The sequence below is a fragment of the Mesorhizobium sp. M2A.F.Ca.ET.043.02.1.1 genome, from assembly GCF_003952405.1.
GTDB lineage: Bacteria > Pseudomonadota > Alphaproteobacteria > Rhizobiales > Rhizobiaceae > Mesorhizobium.
Window position 1 is genome coordinate 4,016,128 of the sequence record NZ_CP034445.1, and the last position, 15,090, is coordinate 4,031,217.

At 65.0% G+C, this 15,090-nt stretch carries 14 protein-coding genes; 1 reads left to right on the forward strand and 13 read right to left on the reverse strand.

Going from position 1 to position 15,090, the window contains the following annotated elements:
• The first annotated feature begins 22 nt into the window (after nt 1–22).
• On the forward strand, nt 23–1,114 hold the full coding sequence (locus tag EJ068_RS19220; protein ID WP_127249833.1) for an LLM class flavin-dependent oxidoreductase: 1,092 nt from the start codon (nt 23–25) through the stop codon (nt 1,112–1,114).
• Here EJ068_RS19220 and EJ068_RS19225 read toward each other — a convergent pair whose 3' ends face one another.
• The 13 genes from EJ068_RS19225 to EJ068_RS19285 all read right to left on the reverse strand — a co-directional run bounded on the left by EJ068_RS19225 (nt 1,115) and on the right by EJ068_RS19285 (nt 14,998).
• On the reverse strand, nt 1,115–1,510 hold the full coding sequence (locus EJ068_RS19225; RefSeq protein ID WP_126079676.1) for a RidA family protein: 396 nt from the start codon (nt 1,508–1,510) through the stop codon (nt 1,115–1,117).
• Between the two features lie 35 nt (nt 1,511–1,545).
• Nucleotides 1,546–2,694 carry an acyl-CoA dehydrogenase family protein gene (locus tag EJ068_RS19230; protein WP_127249834.1) on the reverse strand — a complete coding sequence of 383 codons (1,149 nt, stop codon included), beginning with the start codon at nt 2,692–2,694 and terminating at the stop codon, nt 1,546–1,548.
• A gap of 165 nt (nt 2,695–2,859) precedes the next feature.
• On the reverse strand, nt 2,860–3,672 hold the full coding sequence (locus EJ068_RS19235) for an enoyl-CoA hydratase family protein (protein WP_127249835.1): 813 nt from the start codon (nt 3,670–3,672) through the stop codon (nt 2,860–2,862).
• Nucleotides 3,669–4,133: a MarR family transcriptional regulator gene (locus EJ068_RS19240; protein WP_127249836.1), complete on the reverse strand. Its 465-nt coding sequence runs from the start codon at nt 4,131–4,133 to the stop codon at nt 3,669–3,671. Before EJ068_RS19240 ends, EJ068_RS19235 begins: the two co-directional genes overlap by 4 nt.
• Complete coding sequence (locus EJ068_RS19245; RefSeq protein ID WP_127249837.1) at nt 4,127–4,900, reverse strand: SDR family NAD(P)-dependent oxidoreductase; 774 nt, start codon at nt 4,898–4,900, stop codon at nt 4,127–4,129. The genes EJ068_RS19240 and EJ068_RS19245 overlap by 7 nt, the downstream gene beginning before the upstream one ends.
• Nucleotides 4,897–7,191, reverse strand: a complete 2,295-nt coding sequence (locus EJ068_RS19250; RefSeq protein WP_127249838.1) for a bifunctional salicylyl-CoA 5-hydroxylase/oxidoreductase — start codon at nt 7,189–7,191, stop codon at nt 4,897–4,899. The genes EJ068_RS19245 and EJ068_RS19250 overlap by 4 nt, the downstream gene beginning before the upstream one ends.
• A gap of 196 nt (nt 7,192–7,387) precedes the next feature.
• Nucleotides 7,388–7,987, reverse strand: a complete 600-nt coding sequence (locus EJ068_RS19255) for a VOC family protein (protein WP_129554693.1) — start codon at nt 7,985–7,987, stop codon at nt 7,388–7,390.
• A gap of 80 nt (nt 7,988–8,067) precedes the next feature.
• Nucleotides 8,068–8,892, reverse strand: a complete 825-nt coding sequence (locus EJ068_RS19260) for an ATP-binding cassette domain-containing protein (RefSeq protein WP_127249839.1) — start codon at nt 8,890–8,892, stop codon at nt 8,068–8,070.
• Entirely contained in the window at nt 8,885–9,763 is an 879-nt protein-coding gene (locus tag EJ068_RS19265) for an ABC transporter ATP-binding protein (RefSeq protein ID WP_127249840.1), read from the reverse strand. Before EJ068_RS19265 ends, EJ068_RS19260 begins: the two co-directional genes overlap by 8 nt.
• The gene (locus tag EJ068_RS19270) at nt 9,760–10,608 is read right to left on the reverse strand and encodes an ABC transporter permease (RefSeq protein WP_127249841.1); all 849 of its coding nucleotides are present in this window, start codon (nt 10,606–10,608) and stop codon (nt 9,760–9,762) included. Before EJ068_RS19270 ends, EJ068_RS19265 begins: the two co-directional genes overlap by 4 nt.
• The gene (locus EJ068_RS19275; protein WP_126079666.1) at nt 10,601–11,608 is read right to left on the reverse strand and encodes an ABC transporter permease; all 1,008 of its coding nucleotides are present in this window, start codon (nt 11,606–11,608) and stop codon (nt 10,601–10,603) included. The genes EJ068_RS19270 and EJ068_RS19275 overlap by 8 nt, the downstream gene beginning before the upstream one ends.
• A 190-nt stretch (nt 11,609–11,798) precedes the next feature.
• Nucleotides 11,799–13,328, reverse strand: a complete 1,530-nt coding sequence (locus tag EJ068_RS19280; protein ID WP_126079665.1) for an ABC transporter substrate-binding protein — start codon at nt 13,326–13,328, stop codon at nt 11,799–11,801.
• 95 nt (nt 13,329–13,423) lie between these two features.
• A complete protein-coding gene (locus EJ068_RS19285; protein ID WP_127249842.1) occupies nt 13,424–14,998 on the reverse strand; it encodes an NAD(P)/FAD-dependent oxidoreductase in 1,575 nt (524 codons plus the stop codon).
• Nucleotides 14,999–15,090 lie beyond the last annotated feature (92 nt).

Consider the following 15,090-nt stretch of genomic DNA (forward strand, 5'->3'; position numbering starts at 1 on the left):
GTTCCGCCCAAGAGTTTCCAAGATGATCAAAGCGCATCCCCTGCATGGCCCGAACAGACTGAACCTTGGCGTCTTCTCGACCAACGCGGATGGCGGCCTTGCCATCACCGATGTGCCGGAGCGCTGGACGGCAAGCTGGCAGGACAATCTGACGGCAGCCCAGATCGCCGACCGCGCCGGGCTGGAGTTCATGCTGCCGATCGCGCGCTGGCGCGGGTTCGGCGGCCGCAACAAGGTGCGCGAATTCTCCTTCGAGACCTTCACCTGGGCGGCAGCCCTTGCTGCGTCGACCGAGCAGATCGGCCTGTTCATGACCGTGCATGTGCCGCTCGTGCACCCGCTCTATGCCGCAAAGGCGCTGGCAACGGTCGACCATATCAGTCAGGGCCGCGCGGGGCTGAACATCGTCTGCGGCTGGAACCCGAAGGAGTTCGGCATGTTCGGCACGCCGCTGGTCGAGAAGGGGTACGACCAGGCGGCCGAATGGATCGAGATCCTGGAGCGGCTTTATGCGTCGAGCGAGCCGCTCGACTACGAGGGCGCCTACTATCGCCTGAAGGAGGCGGTGAGCCGGCCGGCCAGCCTGCAGGTGCCGCGCCCGGTGACCATGAATGCCGCTTTCGGCGGCCCCGGCCGCGATTTCGCCGCTGCCCGATGCGATTATCTGTTCACGACCTTCTCCGAGATGAGCGATGCCGGCAAGCATGTCGCCGACATCGGTGAGCGTGCCGACAAAGTCGGCCGCAACGTCGGCGTCTATACGGTTGCGCATGTGGTCTGCCGCCCGACGATGGAAGAGGCGCAGGCCTATTACACGCGCTATGCCGTCACCATGGCCGACCACGAGGCGGTCGATGCCCACATGGCCGGCAAGAAGGAATTCTCACAGTCGCACGACCAGCACGCCTATGACCGCTATCGCCAACGTTTCGCCGGCGGCGCCGGCACCTACCCGCTGATCGGAACCCCTGAGACGATCGCCGCCGACATGGCCGCCATCGCCGCGCATGGCTATCAGGGCATCGCTTTGTCCTTCGTCAACTACACGCAGGAACTGCCCTATTTCTGCGATCGCGTTCTGCCGCTCCTGAAGCAGGCCGGGCTGCGTCAGTAGTCAGTCAGGTATGACCGCGGTCGCCTGGATCTCGACCTTGGCGCGGTCCTCGACCAGCGCCACCACCTGCATGGCCGCCATCGCCGGAAAATGCCGGCCAATCAAGGCGCGATAGGCCTCGCCGATGCCTTTGAGGTTGCCGACATATTCGGCCTTGTCGGTGAAGTACCAGGTCATCGAGGTGATGTGCCGCGGCTCGCCGCCGGCTTCGGCCAGCACGGCGACGACGTTGGCGAGCGTCTGGCGCACCTGGCCGACGAAGTCGTCGGTCTCGAATTTGCACTCGGCGTTCCAGCCGACCTGGCCGCCGATAAAGACAAGCCGGCCACGCGCGGCCACGCCATTGGCATAGCCGACCGGTTTGGCCCAGCCCTCAGGCTGCAGGATGGTGTGCATGTCTCCCCCTATTTCAGATGCGGTTGGCAAAGGTTTCACGCCGCGCCCATGACCTGTCTGGCGATCACCACCTTCTGCACGTCCGAGGCGCCCTCATAGATGCGCAGCGCCCGGATCTCGCGATAGAGGCTCTCGACGATATGGCCCTTGCGCACGCCGTCGCCGCCATGCAGCTGCACCGCCTTGTCGATTACCTCCTGCGCCTTGTCGGTGGCGAAGAGCTTCGCCATGGCCGCCTCGCGCGTCACCCTCGCGGCGCCCATGTCCTTGGTCCATGCTGCGCGATAGATGAGCAGCGCGGCGGCGTCGACATCGAGCGCCATGTCGGCGATGTGGCCCTGCACCATCTGCAACTCCGCCATCGGCGCACCGAAGAGTTTGCGTTCCGCGGCGCGCTTGACGCTCTCGTCCAGCGCGCGTCGCGCGAAGCCAAGCGCTGCCGCGCCAACAGTCGAGCGGAACACGTCGAGCACCGACATGGCGATGCGGAAACCGTCGCCGGCCTTGCCGATCAGGGCGGAAGTTGGGATGCGGACATTGTCGAAGGACAGCCGCGCCAGCGGGTGAGGGGCAATGACCTCGAGCCGTTCGGCGATGTCGAGACCCTTCGCGTCGCCAGGCACGACGAAGGCGGAAATCCCCTTGGCGCCGGGCGCCTCCCCGGTGCGGGCGAAGACGACATAGAGGTCGGCGATGCCGCCGTTGGAGATCCAGGTCTTTTCGCCTGAAAGGATGTATTTGTCGCCGTCGCGCGTGGCGGTCATTTCCATGTTGGCGACGTCCGATCCCGAGCGCGGCTCCGACAGCGCGAAGGCCGAGATCGCCTCGCCGGCTCGCGTCTTTTCCAGCCAGCGCTGCTGCTCCGGCGTGCCGAACAGCGAGATCGCGCCGGTGCCCAGGCCCTGCATGGCGAAGGCGAAGTCGGCGAGGCCATCGTGGCGGGCGAGCGTCTCACGGGTGATGCAGAGCGTGCGCACGTCGAGCGGTCCGGGGTTGGCCAGGTCGAGCGCCGTCGGCTTCAGCCAGCCATCGCGGCCGAGCTTGGCGACGAGGTCGCGGCATGCGGCATCGACGTCGTGGTGATCGACGGGGAGGTTTTTCGCGCACCAGGCGTCGAGGCGGTCGGCGAGTTCGCGGTGACGGTCTTCGAAGAAGGGCCAGGTGAGGAAAGAGCGGTCAGGCATTTGCGCCTCCGCTCGCAGCTCGGGCGCCGGCGCCATCCTTGCAACGTTGAAAACTGGCGAAAGCGGACGCGACGGCTGATCTCCCCCCAAGTGGGGGAGATGTCCGGCAGGACAGAGGGGGGCGCTGTCCCGTCAGCATGTCCATCTTGAGCGAAGACAACATCCTCAATTCCCCTCGAACACCGGCTTTTCCTTCGCCACGAACGCCTTGTAGGCCCGCTCGAAATCGCCGGTCTGCATGCAGATCGCCTGTGCCTGCGCTTCCGCCTCGATCGCCTGGTCGAGGCCCATCGACCATTCCTGGTTGAGCTGCGTCTTGGTGATGCCATGCGCGAAGGTCGGGCCGGAAACGATGCGCGCCGCCATGTCGAGCGCATCGGCCTCGAGCGCTGCCGCGTCGACCAGGCGGTTGTAGAATCCCCAGCGCTCGCCTTCCGCCGCGCTCATGGTGCGGCCGGTGTAGAGCAGCTCGGCGGCGCGGCCCTGGCCGATGATGCGCGGCAGGATCGCGCAGGCGCCCATGTCGCAGCCGGCGAGCCCGACGCGGGTGAACAGGAAGGCCGTCTTTGCTTCCGGGGTGGCGATGCGGATGTCGGAGGCCATGGCGATGATCGCGCCGGCGCCGACAGCCACGCCGTCGACGGCGGAGATGATGGGTTTGCCGCAATTCAGCATCGCCTTGACGAAATCGCCGGTCATGCGCGTGAAGGCCAGCAACTGCTTCATGTCCATCTTGACCAGCGGTCCGATGATGTCGTGGACATCGCCGCCCGAGCAGAAATTGCCGCCATTGGGCAGGAACACGACGGCGTCGACATCCTCGGCATAGACGAGGTCGCGAAAGGTGTCGCGCAGCTCGGCATAGCTGTCGAAGGTCAGCGGATTCTTGCGCTCAGGGCGGTCGAGACGGATTTTCGCGACTTTGCCTTCGACCTCCCAGAGAAAATGCTTCGGCTTGAGCCTGGCCATGGCGCTCATTCGCGTCCCTCCCAATTGCTGCGGAACGATTTCAGCATGCCGGTGAGCCGCTTCGCTTCCTCCTCGCTGACACCGCCGAGCAGCTCGCCGACCCAGCCCTCATGCACGGCCGCGATCCTCGCGAAAGCTTTGCTGCCTTCCTCGGTCAGCCGCACCATCGAGGTGCGGCGGTCGCCGTTGCGGCGCGCGCGCGTCACCAGCCCTTCCGAAACCAGCCGGTCGACGATGCCCGTCACATTGCCGTTCGACACCAGAAGGAAGCGCGACAGGTCGCTCATCAGCATCCCTTCCGGCACGCGGTAGAGCGCCGCCATCACGTCGAAGCGCGGCAGCGTGGTGTCGAATTCCTTTTTCAGCCGCTCGCGCAGCTCCGCCTCGATGGTGCGCGAGGCGCGCAGCAGCCTGATCCACAACCGCAGCCTCTCCTTGCCCGGCCCGGTGGAGGTCGGTCCCGCTACCATGTCTCGCCTCCGGAAATGGAGATTGCCTGTCCGGTGATCGATCGCGCCGCATCGCTGCACAGCCACAGCACCGCGTCTGCGACCTCGTCCGGCTGGATGAAGCGTCCCTGCGGGTTCGTCGCCGACAGGCTCTGCCTTGCTTCCGCTGCCGACCGCCCGGTCTTTTCCACGATGCGTTGGACGGATTCTTCCAGCATGTAGGTTTCGACAAAACCGGGACAGACGGCGTTGACCGTCACGCCTGACTTGGCGGTCTCGGCGGCCAAGGCGCGCATCAGCCCGACGACGCCATGCTTGGCGGCCACATAGGGCGCGACATAGGCGTAGCCCTTCAGCCCAGCGGTCGAGGCGACGAAGACGATACGGCCTGCCTTCCGCGCGAGCATGCCGGCGAGCGCCGGCTTCACCGTCAGGAACGCGCCGGTGAGGTTGACGTCGAGCGTGCGCTGCCAGTCGGCCAAAGACGTCTTGTGCGCCGGCGCGCTGCCGGCCGTGCCGGCATTGGCGACGACGATGTCGAACGGTCCGCGCGCGGCTTCCGCCTTCTCGTGGAGGGCTGCCATCTCGGACTCATTCGTAACATCGGCGGCGACAGCAAAGATGCGGTCGCTTTCCTTCGCTACCTCGGCCAGCGCCGCTCCACGTCGGCCGCAAATGGTGACGGCCACGCCGGCTTCCGCCAGCGCCAGCGCGATGGCTTTGCCGACGCCGGAGCCGCCGCCGGTGACCAGCGCGTGCTTGCCCTCGATTGCCCGCGCGGCGCTCATACCTTCAGCCCCGCTGCCGCTTCGCGCTCCGCCAGCCGGTAAATCTGGTCGCGTCCCGGCAGATAGGGATCGGGCCATTTGACGCCGCGGTCGCCGAGCGTCACCGCCGCATGCAGCGTCCAGTAGGGATCGGCAAGATGCGGCCTTGCCAGCGCCACAAGATCGGCGCGGCCGGCCATCAGGATCGAGTTGGCATGGTCCGGCTCGTAGATGTTGCCGACCGCCATCGTCGCCATGCCGACCTCGTTGCGGATGCGGTCGGAGAACGGCGTCTGGAACATGCGGCCATAGACCGGTTTGGCGGCGATGGACGTCTGTCCGGCCGAGACGTCGCAGAGATCGACGCCGGCTTTGCGCAGCAGCTTTGCGATCTCGACGGCGTCCGCCGGCGTCACGCCTTCGATGCCGACCCAGTCATTGGCCGAGATGCGCATCGAGATCGGCTTTTCCGCTGGCCACACCGCGCGCACCGCGTGGAAAACCTCCAGCGGGTAGCGCATGCGGTTTTCCAGCGAGCCGCCATAGTCGTCGGTGCGGCGGTTGGTCAGCGGTGTGATGAAGGCCGACAGCAGATAGCCATGCGCGGCATGGATCTCCAGCATGTCGAAGCCGCAACGCCCGGCCATCTGAGCCGAAGCGACGAATTGGTCGCGGACCATGTCCATGTCGGCGCGGTCCATCGCCTTCGGCACCTGGTTCTGCGGCGACCATGCCACGGCCGACGGCGCCATCACCGGCCAGTTGCCGGAAGGCAACGGCACGTCGGTTCCTTCCCAGCCGACGCGGGTCGAGCCCTTGGCGCCGGAATGGCCGATCTGGGCGCAAATCTTGGCCTCCGTTTCGGCATGGACGAAATCGACCAGCCGTTTCCAGGCGACCTCATGCTCCGGCTTGTAGAAGCCCGGGCATCCAGGCGTGATGCGCCCTTCCGGGCTGACGCAGGTCATCTCGATATAGAGCAGGCCCGCGCCGCCCTTGGCGCGCTCGGCATAGTGAGCAAAATGCCAGTCGGTCGGGCAGCCGTCGACCGCCTTGTATTGCGCCATCGGCGAGACGACGATGCGGTTGGCGAGCGCCATGTCGCGCAGCTTGAACGGCGCGAACATCGGCGCGCGGCGCAACATGTTACCGCCGGCGCCGGCCTTGCGCTGGAACCACTCCTCGGCGCCCGCCAGCCATTCGGCGTCGCGCAGGCGAAGGTTCTCATGGCTGATGCGCTGCGAGCGGGTGAGCAGTGAATAGTTGAACTGAACTGGATCCAAACCGAGATATCGTTCGACTTCCTCGAACCATTCGAGCGAGTTGCGCGCCGCCGATTGCAGCTTGAGCACCTCGGTGCGCCGCGCATCCTCATACTTGCGGAAGGCAGCCTCGAGATTGGGCTCGGTTTCGACATAGTCGGCCAGCGCCACTGCGCTTTCCAGCGCCAGTTTGGTGCCGGAACCGATCGAGAAATGCGCCGATGCCGCGGCGTCGCCCATCAGCGCCAGGTTCTTATAGGACCAGCGCTCGCACAGCACGCGCGGGAAGTTGATCCAGGCCGAACCCCTGATGTGGTTGGCGTTGGTCATCAGCGGATGGCCGCCAAGGTGTTTTGCGAAGATGCGTTCGCAGGCCGCGATCGATTCCTGCTGCGTCATCTGGCCGAAGCCGAAGGCGTTCCAGGTCTGCTCGCTGCATTCGACGATGAAGGTCGCCGTCTCGCTGTCAAACTGGTAGGCATGCGCCCACACCCAGCCATGCTCCGTCTTCTCGAAGATGAAGGTGAAGGCATCGTCGAATTTCTGCGTCGTGCCCAGCCACACGAACTTGCATTTGCGTGTGTCGATGTCAGGCTTGAACACATCGGCGAAAGTGGCGCGGGATTTGGAGTTCAGCCCATCCGAAGCAACCACCAGGTCATGCGTTTCCATGAAGGGCCGGGGATCGGAAATCTCGGTCTCGAACTGCAGCTTGATGCCGAGCTCGCGCGCGCGGCGCTGCAGGAGGATCAGCAACCGCTTGCGGCCGATGCCGCAGAAGCCGTGGCCGGAGGAAACGGTGCGCACGCCGTCATGGATCACCGCGATGTCGTCCCAATAGGCGAAATGTTTCTTGATCCAGACGGCGCTGACCGGGTCGTTCCTGGTCAGGTTCTCCAGCGTCTCGGCCGACAGCACCACGCCCCACCCGAACGTGTCGTCCGGGCGGTTGCGCTCATAGACCGTCACCTCATGCGCGGCATCGCGCAGCTTCAGCGAGATGGCAAAGTAGAGGCCGGCCGGTCCGCCGCCGAGAACCGCAACCTTCATGTCTTGCGATCTCCTCTAGAGCAATTCCAGGAAAAGTGCGTAGCGGTTTTCCGTCCGGAATTGCGTGAACTCTATATGATGTCCGGAACCGCCGGATGGGACCAGCGGTTCCGACTGTCAGTATTGCGCCAGGGGTCAATTATTTCAAGCTTAAAGTTTTATAATTGAACGATGATTTGGGCGCGGCCGGTTTAGGTCATTTGCTCGGATCCTTCGGGCTCCACAACGCGGTCTCCGCCCCCTTCTCATAGGCCATGCCCTGCGGGTAGCTGATCGCTTCCAGCTGCAGGCCCCAGGGCGCCTGGAAATAGAGGATGGTCTGGCCGGCCGCGGGGCCTTCCTTCACCGGCAGCGGTCCCAGTCTGGTCTTCACGCCCTTGCCGTCGAGATAAGCCTTCGCGGCGGCGACGTCGTCGACATAGAAGGCGATGTGGAAGCCGCCGATATCGCTATTCTTCGGCGTCAAATCCTTCTGGTCGGGCGCGGTGTATTTGAACAATTCGATGTTCGACCCGGTGCCGCAGCGGACCATGGTGATCTCCTCGATCACCGCCTTCGGATCGACGCCGAGCAGGTCCTGCATGAAGGTGCCTTTGTCGTCGGCAAACGGTCCGAACGACATCGCCTTCTTGCAGCCGACGACATCGGTGAAGAAGTCGACGGCCTGTTTCATGTCGGGCACGGTGATGCCGGTATGGTCGTGCCCGCGCATGCCGGGGATCGTATCCGCCGATGCGGCTGCCATTGCGCCGGACAAGGAGGCCGCGAGGACCGCTGCCTGGACTGCGTATTTCATGTCACCCTCCATTGGCGAGCCTGCTTGTCCTAGCGCACATCCGATGCCCGCTGGTCGGCGTGCGGATTTTAAAACTCAATTCATGCCGGCGCCTTGGGCCGCAGCCAGTCCGGATCGATCTCCGGCAGCGGAATGGCGGCGAGCAGGTCGCGCGTGTAGGACTCCTGCGGATTGTCGAACAGCGCGTCCGTGGCGCTGGCCTCGACGATCCTGCCTTCGCGCATGACGATGACCTGCTGGCAGAGCCGCCGGATCACCGACAGATCGTGGCTGATGAAGGCGATCGTCAGCCCCATCTCGGCCGCCAGCTTCTCCAGCAGCGTCAGGATCTGCGCCTGGGTCGAGACGTCGAGGCCGGAGACGATCTCGTCGGCCAACACGAATTTCGGCGCCAGCGCCAGCGCCCGTGCGATGCCGACGCGCTGGCGTTGCCCGCCCGACAGCTCGTGGCGGTAGCGGCTGGCAAAATTCTGTGGCAGGCCGACGCGCTGCAGCGCTTCCGCGACGCGCTCCTTGAGCCGGTCGCCGAGGCCGTTTTGCCGCAAGGGCGCCGCGATAATGTTGAAGACCGTATGCCGCGGATTGAGCGACGACATCGGGTCCTGGAAGATCATCTGTAGGTCGCGGCGCAGCGGCCTGAGCTCAGCCTCCGAAAGATGGCTGATGTCGCGCCCCTCGAGGCTGATCGCGCCGGCGCTCGGCTCGAGCAGCCTGACCAGCGCGCGCCCGAGCGTCGACTTGCCCGAACCGGACTCGCCGACGATACCGGTCACCGATCCCTTGGCCAGGTCGAAGTCGAGCCCTTTCAGGATTTCGGCCAGCGGCGCGCGGCCGATCAATGGCTTGCGCGTCATGTCCGGCAGCGCCACTTTCAGCCCGCGCACGGAAAACAGCGGCTCAGCCATGGCCGGGCCTCCAATCTTTGTCGGCGGCTGCGATCTCAGCCGTGAGCCCGGCAAGCACGCTCTCGTCCACCGGCTTCAGCGATGCGTATGGATCGGTGTAGCGCGGCGTCGCCGCGATCAGCGCCTGCGTGTAGGCGTGCTGCGGGGCAGCGAAGAGCTGGGCGGTCTCTGCCTCCTCCACCACTTTGCCGGCATAGAGCACCGACACTTTCTGGCTGATCTTGGCAACGACGCCGAGATCGTGGGTGACGAACAGGATCGCCGTGCCGTGGTCGCGCTGCAAATGCGCGATCAGCCGCAGGATCTGCTTCTGCACGGTCACGTCCAGCGCCGTCGTCGGCTCGTCGGCGACGATCAGCCTCGGTTCCGCCGCGAAGGCCGCCGCGATCAGCACGCGCTGGCGCATGCCGCCGGACAATTCGTGCGGATAGCTTTTCAGCACGCGTTCAGGATCTCGGATCTGTACCTCGTCGAGCAACTGGCGGATACGCTTGTCGGCCCGCTCGCCGCTCCAGCCGAGGATGCGCACCAGCCGGTCGGTCATCTGTGGGCCAATGCGGCGCGACGGGTTGAGCGCGGTCAGCGGGTCCTGCGGGATCAGCGCCGTGCGCGCGCCGATCAGGTTGCGCCGGGCCTTGGCGTCGAGCCGGCCGAGATCCTCGCCTTCGATCAGCATCTCGCCTTCTACGATGCGCACGCTTTTCGGCAGCACGCCGAGCACCGCCTTGCCGATCATCGTCTTGCCGGCGCCGCTCTCGCCGACCAGCGCGCGCACCTCGCCAGGCTGCACGGCGAGCGACACCGAGCGCAGCACGCGCTGGCCGTTGGGCAGCACGGCGCTCAGGCCGCGGATGTCCAGACACGCGCTCATCGCAGCACCGGATCGAAGCGCGCCTTCAGCGCTTCGCCGAACTGGCTGAAGGAAAGCACAGTGAGGATCAGCGTGATCAGCGGGAACACCAGCACCCACCAGGCCTGGTGGATCGACAGACGGCCCTCGGCGATGATGCCGCCCCAGGTCGGATCGTCGGTCGAGATCGACAGATTGACGAAGGACAGGATCGCCTCGACGATCACGGCGATGCCCATTTCGAGCGACAAAAGCGCCACCACAGACGGCAGCACATTGGGCAGCACTTCGCGCAGCATGATGCCGATGCGGCCATAGCCGGCGATGCGCGCGCTCTCGACATAATCCATGCGCGCCTGGCTCATCGCCTCGGCGCGGATCACCCGGCAAAAGCGCGTCCAGTCGATAATCGCAATCGCAAGGATGACGGAGCTGAGGCCCGTGCCCAGCACCGCCACCAGCAGGATCGCGAACAGGACCGGCGGGAACGCCATCCAGACATCGACGACGCGCGAGATGATGCGGTCGGCCCAGCCGCCAAAATAGCCCGCGATCAGCCCGAGCGCCGAACCGAGAAGGCAGGCGGACGTCGCCGCGGCAAAGGCGACGATGAAGGCGATGCGGCCGCCGAAGATCAGCCGCGACAACAGATCGCGTCCCAGGCTGTCGGTGCCCAGCCAATAGCCGGGCTCGGCGCCGTCCAGCCAGAAGGGCGGCAGGCGCTCCAGCATCAAATCCTGCGCCAGCGGGTCCTGCGGCGCGAGCAGCGGCGCGAAGATGGCCGCGAGCATCGCCAGCACAAGCCAACCGCCGGCCAGCCACAGCCTCGGGCTCAAACGGCGCCGGGCAACGCGCGCCTCATCCATGGCGCAGCCTCGGATTGAGCAGCGCATACATCATATCGACGGCGAGGTTGATCAGCACGAAGAGCAGCGCGAAGACCAGCACGATGCCCTGGATCAGTGGCAGGTCTCGGTTGATGACGGCGTCGATCGCCATATTGCCGAGACCTTCATAGGAAAACAGCCGCTCGACGATGACGGTGCCGCCGATGAGGAAGGTGAATTGCACGCCGACCAGCGTCAGCGTCGGCAGGGCCGCGTTCTTCAGCGCCTCGCGCAGGATGACCTGCGTCTCGGAAAAGCCTTTGACACGCGCCAGCACGACATAGTCGAGGTCGAGCACCTCCTTCAGCGACTGTTTGAGCAACTGCGCGATAATCGCCGCCAGCGGCAGCGCCAAGGCCACGGCCGGCATCAGCATGTGTTTCAGCAGGTCCCAGGTGAGGTCGAAGCGCAGCCTGAGAATGCTCTCGACCAGATAGAACTGGGTGACGAAAGGCAGATCGAGCTGCGGCGACACCCGGCCGGAAATGTCGAACACCGGCACCAGCACGCCGAACAAAAGGATCAGCACAAGGCCCCACAGGAAATCGGGAATTGAGAGCGTCGCGCCGCTCACGATGTCGATGCCGGCCTCGATGGCCGTGCCGCGCGAGCGCGCGCCGAGGATCGCGGCGGTGGCGCCGAGCGCGATCGCCATCAGCAGCGCCACGGTCGCCAGCTCCAGCGTCGCCGGCAGCCGGTCGAAGACCAGGCCGAGCACGTCCTGGCGCAGCGAGATCGAGGTGCCGAAATCGCCATGCAGCACGCCGCCGAGCCAGATGAAGAATTGCTGCACGATTGACTTGTCGAGCCCGTAGAGCGCGCGCAGCCGGGCGATGTCGTCATCGCTGGCGCCGGGCGGCAGCATCATGGCGATCGGATCGCCTGGCGCGACCCGGATGACGACGAAGACGACGATGGCGACGCCAAACAGCGTCACCAGCATCGTCAACAGACGAACGAGGAATCTCTGCAGCAGCATGCGTGCGTAATCACTCTGAACGGAATCCCCCTCATCCGGCCGCTTCGCGGCCACCTTCTCCCCGGTGGGGAGAAGAGGCTGGCTCAGCCGTCGGCGGCCTCTTCTCCCCTGGGGGAGAAGGTGGCCCGAAGGGCCGGATGAGGGGGCTGCGTCGTTGAAGGAGGCACGCTACCGCGCCTCCTCATTTCGATCAGGCGGCCGGGGTCATCAGCGCCGGCAGCAACGCGCCGGACACATGCTGCACGACGTTGACCTTCTTCGAATGCACGATCGGCTGCGCATACTGGATCAGCGGAAGCACATAGGCCTGCTCGGCGATGTATTTGTCGACCGCCTTCCAGCCGGCGATGCGCTTGGCCTCGTCCTTCTCGCCCCAGAGCGGGTTGATCATGTCGATCAGGTCCTTGCTGTCCCAAACCGAATGCGGGCTCGGGCCGTACATGGCGAAGCCGGTCGAGGTGGTCGGGTCGCCGATGGAGTTGCCCCAATTGTAGAAGGCGGCCGGCGCCAGCTTGTCGGCGGCGCGCAGCTCGTAATGCTTGGCGATCTCATAGACCTCGATCTTGGCCTCGATGCCGACCTTGCGCCACATGCCGACGATCGCCTGGATCATCTCATAGTCCTTGGGCTTGAAGCCCTTGGTGGTCTGGATGGTGAACTTGACCGGCTTCTTGGTCGAATAGCCCGAGGCGGCTAGCAATTCCTTGGCTTTCTCCGGGTTGTGCTCGACCTTGATCGAGGGATCGAAGGCCGTGTATTCCGGCGTCTCCAGCGTCGCGATCGGCTGGCCGTAGCCGCGCAGCAGGCGCTTGACAAGAAGCTCCTTGTCGACCGCCATCACGGCCGCCTGGCGGACGTTCTTGTCCAGCATCGCCTCGATGTCGTTGAAGAAGATCATGCCGATGTCGGAGACGTTCTTGATCGAGCCGGCAAGCCCGTCCTTGGCGATCAGCCGGTCATATTCCTCATAGGGGATTTCGAGCGTCACCTGCGAGGAGCCCGACTCGATCTCGGCGACACGGCTCGCCGCATCGGTGACGAACTTGATCGTCACATTCTCGAAGGCCGGCTTCGTGCCCCAATAATGCGGATTGGCCTTCAGGCGCAGGAAGGCGTTGCGCTCGAACTTGTCGACCATATACGGCCCGGTGCCGATCGGGGCCTTCTCGAAGCCTTCGGCCCCGACCTTCTCGTAATAGGCTTTCGGCAGGATGTAGCCGGTCAGGAACGACATCCACTTGAAATAGACCGGATCGAACTGGACGACGTCGCCGGTGATCTTGTTGCCGTCGATCTTGAAATTGTTGACGTTCTTCCAGACGAACTGGATCGGGTTGCCGGTCTTCTCGTCGCCGGCCCGGGTCAGCGACCACACGACGTCTTCCGGCGTGAAGGGCGAGCCGTCATGCCATTTGACGCCTTCGCGCACCGTCATCGTCACCTTGGTGCGGTCGTCGTTCCAGCCCCATTCGGTGAGCAGTCCCGGCGTGAAGGAGAGGTCCGGCTTCTGGCCGATGATCTGGTCGAACACCGACTGGTAGAGGCCCTGAATGGTCGGGTTCACCGCGGAAGGGCCGGTCGTCGGATCCCAGGAGGGCAGGTTGACGTTGTAGGCGATGGTGAGCTCGTCGGCCGCCTTGGCCGCCCTCGGCAGGCCAAGCGTCGCCGCGCCGATCGCGGCGGCGCCATATCCAAGCAAGTCGCGTCTGTTGATGGTCATGGTCGTTCCCCTTGTTGGTTGTCTTTAATTTGCGCGGCGTCATCGATCCGTCTGTTCAGGCACCCGGGCAACCGCGCGCTTCCCGTCCCGGAATTCTAGTTTCCTCCCAGCTGTTGGGCGAGCATGAAGCCGGAGGCCGCGCCCGTGCCGGCGCCGGGCCATGTCGCGGCTCCGGTGAGGTACAGGTTGGCGACGGGCGTGTTCCAGCGCGCAAAGCCGCGCGCCGGGCGGAAGAGGAAATTCTGCGCCAGATGGTGGCTGCCGCAGATCTGGTCGCCACCGACCAGGTTCGGGTTTTCGCGCTCGAGATCGAGTGGCGAGAAGATCGCGCGGCCAAGCACCTTGCGGCGCAATCCCGGCGCGTAGCTCTCGATGATGTCGAGCACGCGCTCGGCATAGGCGTCCTTGACGGCATCCCACTGCGCCGGCGCGATCTTGCCCGCGGCATCGCCGAGGATCTCCGCCGGCAGCATGCGCACCTGCACCCACAGCACATGCTTGCCTTGCGGCGCCCGCGAAGGGTCGACGGCCGTCGGCTGGCCGACCACGAGCACGGGCTGGTCGGGCAACTGGCCGGCGATCGCCTGCTGGTAGGTGCGCGACATGGCATCGAGCGACGGCGCCAGATGCACATAGGCGAACTGGCGAAGCTCGGCGCCGGCGCTCCAGTCCGGCAGATCGTCCATCGCCAGATGGATCATCATCGTGCCCGGCGCATGACGGAATGTCTGCATCGCAGCGTCAAAACCGGCGTCGCCCGAGCCATTGGGCAGCAGCTTGCCCGGCAGCGCTTTCGGTGCGACACCGGCAATGAGGGCCTTGGTCGCAACATGCGTTTCGCCGGATGCCAGCCGCACCCCGGTCGCCCTGCCGCCGGAAACCATGATCTCGGCGACATCGGCGCCGGTCGTGATCTGGCCACAGGCCGCCTTCACCATGCCGGCCAGGGCATGGATGATGGTGTCGGCACCGCCTTTGCCCAGCACCATGCCGAAACTCTGGTTGGCCATCGATTCCAGGTAGGGGAAGACGGCGCCCCCGGCGATGTCGGGCGCGAAGTCGAGATGCATGCCCCAGGCCGCGAGCGTGGTGCGGACATGCGGCGTCTCGAAATTTTCCTCCAGCCACCCGCGCGGCGATGAGAGCAGCAGCCGGCCGGTATCGAGCGCGCCGGCAAGACCCTTCTTGCGCCAGAGATTCCAGCCCGTGCCGGCCAGCGCCCTTGCGCTCATCGGCGATCCGAGCAGCCGGAACAGATGCTCAGCTTCGCCCGGGAAGGCGCCTACCAGTTTCCGCCATGTGGCCGCGTCCGCCGCCGAGAAGGCGGCCAGCCGCGATGCGGTCTTTTCCAGGTCGTTGCTGACGCCGAACCATTTCCCATCGGGGAAGGCGCTGGCGAAACAATCGGCCACCGGCGCGAACTCCAGCCCGTGGCTATTCAATTCATTTGCATATTTCCGGTGAAAGGCGGAGCCTGCAAAGAGGCTCAAATTCATCGCGCCGAAATCGTGCCGGAAGCCGGGAAGCGTGTATTCGGCGGTCCGCACTGCCCCGCCGATCGTTTCGCTGCGTTCGAAAACCGCTATTTTCCAGCCTTTGAGCGCCAGATGCGCGGCGCATGCCAGACTGTTGTGGCCCGCCCCGACAAAGATGGCGTCGAACTCGCTCACGCCCCGCCCCAAAATGCTTTATGCTTAAAGATAATTGCAGATGCATATGTTTTCGTCTAGTAGGTATATTAAGGGCCGCAACGAGCCTTGAT

Bases quoted from the DNA above. Each gene is read 5' to 3' on its own strand.
- EJ068_RS19255 (WP_129554693.1), bottom strand. From the start codon at position 7,987: ATGAAATACGCAGTCCAGGCAGCGGTCCTCGCGGCCTCCTTGTCCGGC.
- EJ068_RS19265 (WP_127249840.1), bottom strand. From the start codon at position 9,763: ATGAGCGCGTGTCTGGACATCCGCGGCCTGAGCGCCGTGCTGCCCAAC.
- EJ068_RS19270 (WP_127249841.1), bottom strand. From the start codon at position 10,608: ATGGATGAGGCGCGCGTTGCCCGGCGCCGTTTGAGCCCGAGGCTGTGG.
- EJ068_RS19225 (WP_126079676.1), bottom strand. From the start codon at position 1,510: ATGCACACCATCCTGCAGCCTGAGGGCTGGGCCAAACCGGTCGGCTAT.
- EJ068_RS19245 (WP_127249837.1), bottom strand. From the start codon at position 4,900: ATGAGCGCCGCGCGGGCAATCGAGGGCAAGCACGCGCTGGTCACCGGC.
- EJ068_RS19250 (WP_127249838.1), bottom strand. From the start codon at position 7,191: ATGAAGGTTGCGGTTCTCGGCGGCGGACCGGCCGGCCTCTACTTTGCC.
- EJ068_RS19260 (WP_127249839.1), bottom strand. From the start codon at position 8,892: ATGGCTGAGCCGCTGTTTTCCGTGCGCGGGCTGAAAGTGGCGCTGCCG.
- EJ068_RS19280 (WP_126079665.1), bottom strand. From the start codon at position 13,328: ATGACCATCAACAGACGCGACTTGCTTGGATATGGCGCCGCCGCGATC.
- EJ068_RS19240 (WP_127249836.1), bottom strand. From the start codon at position 4,133: ATGGTAGCGGGACCGACCTCCACCGGGCCGGGCAAGGAGAGGCTGCGG.
- EJ068_RS19230 (WP_127249834.1), bottom strand. From the start codon at position 2,694: ATGCCTGACCGCTCTTTCCTCACCTGGCCCTTCTTCGAAGACCGTCAC.
- EJ068_RS19235 (WP_127249835.1), bottom strand. From the start codon at position 3,672: ATGAGCGCCATGGCCAGGCTCAAGCCGAAGCATTTTCTCTGGGAGGTC.
- EJ068_RS19220 (WP_127249833.1), top strand. From the start codon at position 23: ATGATCAAAGCGCATCCCCTGCATGGCCCGAACAGACTGAACCTTGGC.
- EJ068_RS19275 (WP_126079666.1), bottom strand. From the start codon at position 11,608: ATGCTGCTGCAGAGATTCCTCGTTCGTCTGTTGACGATGCTGGTGACG.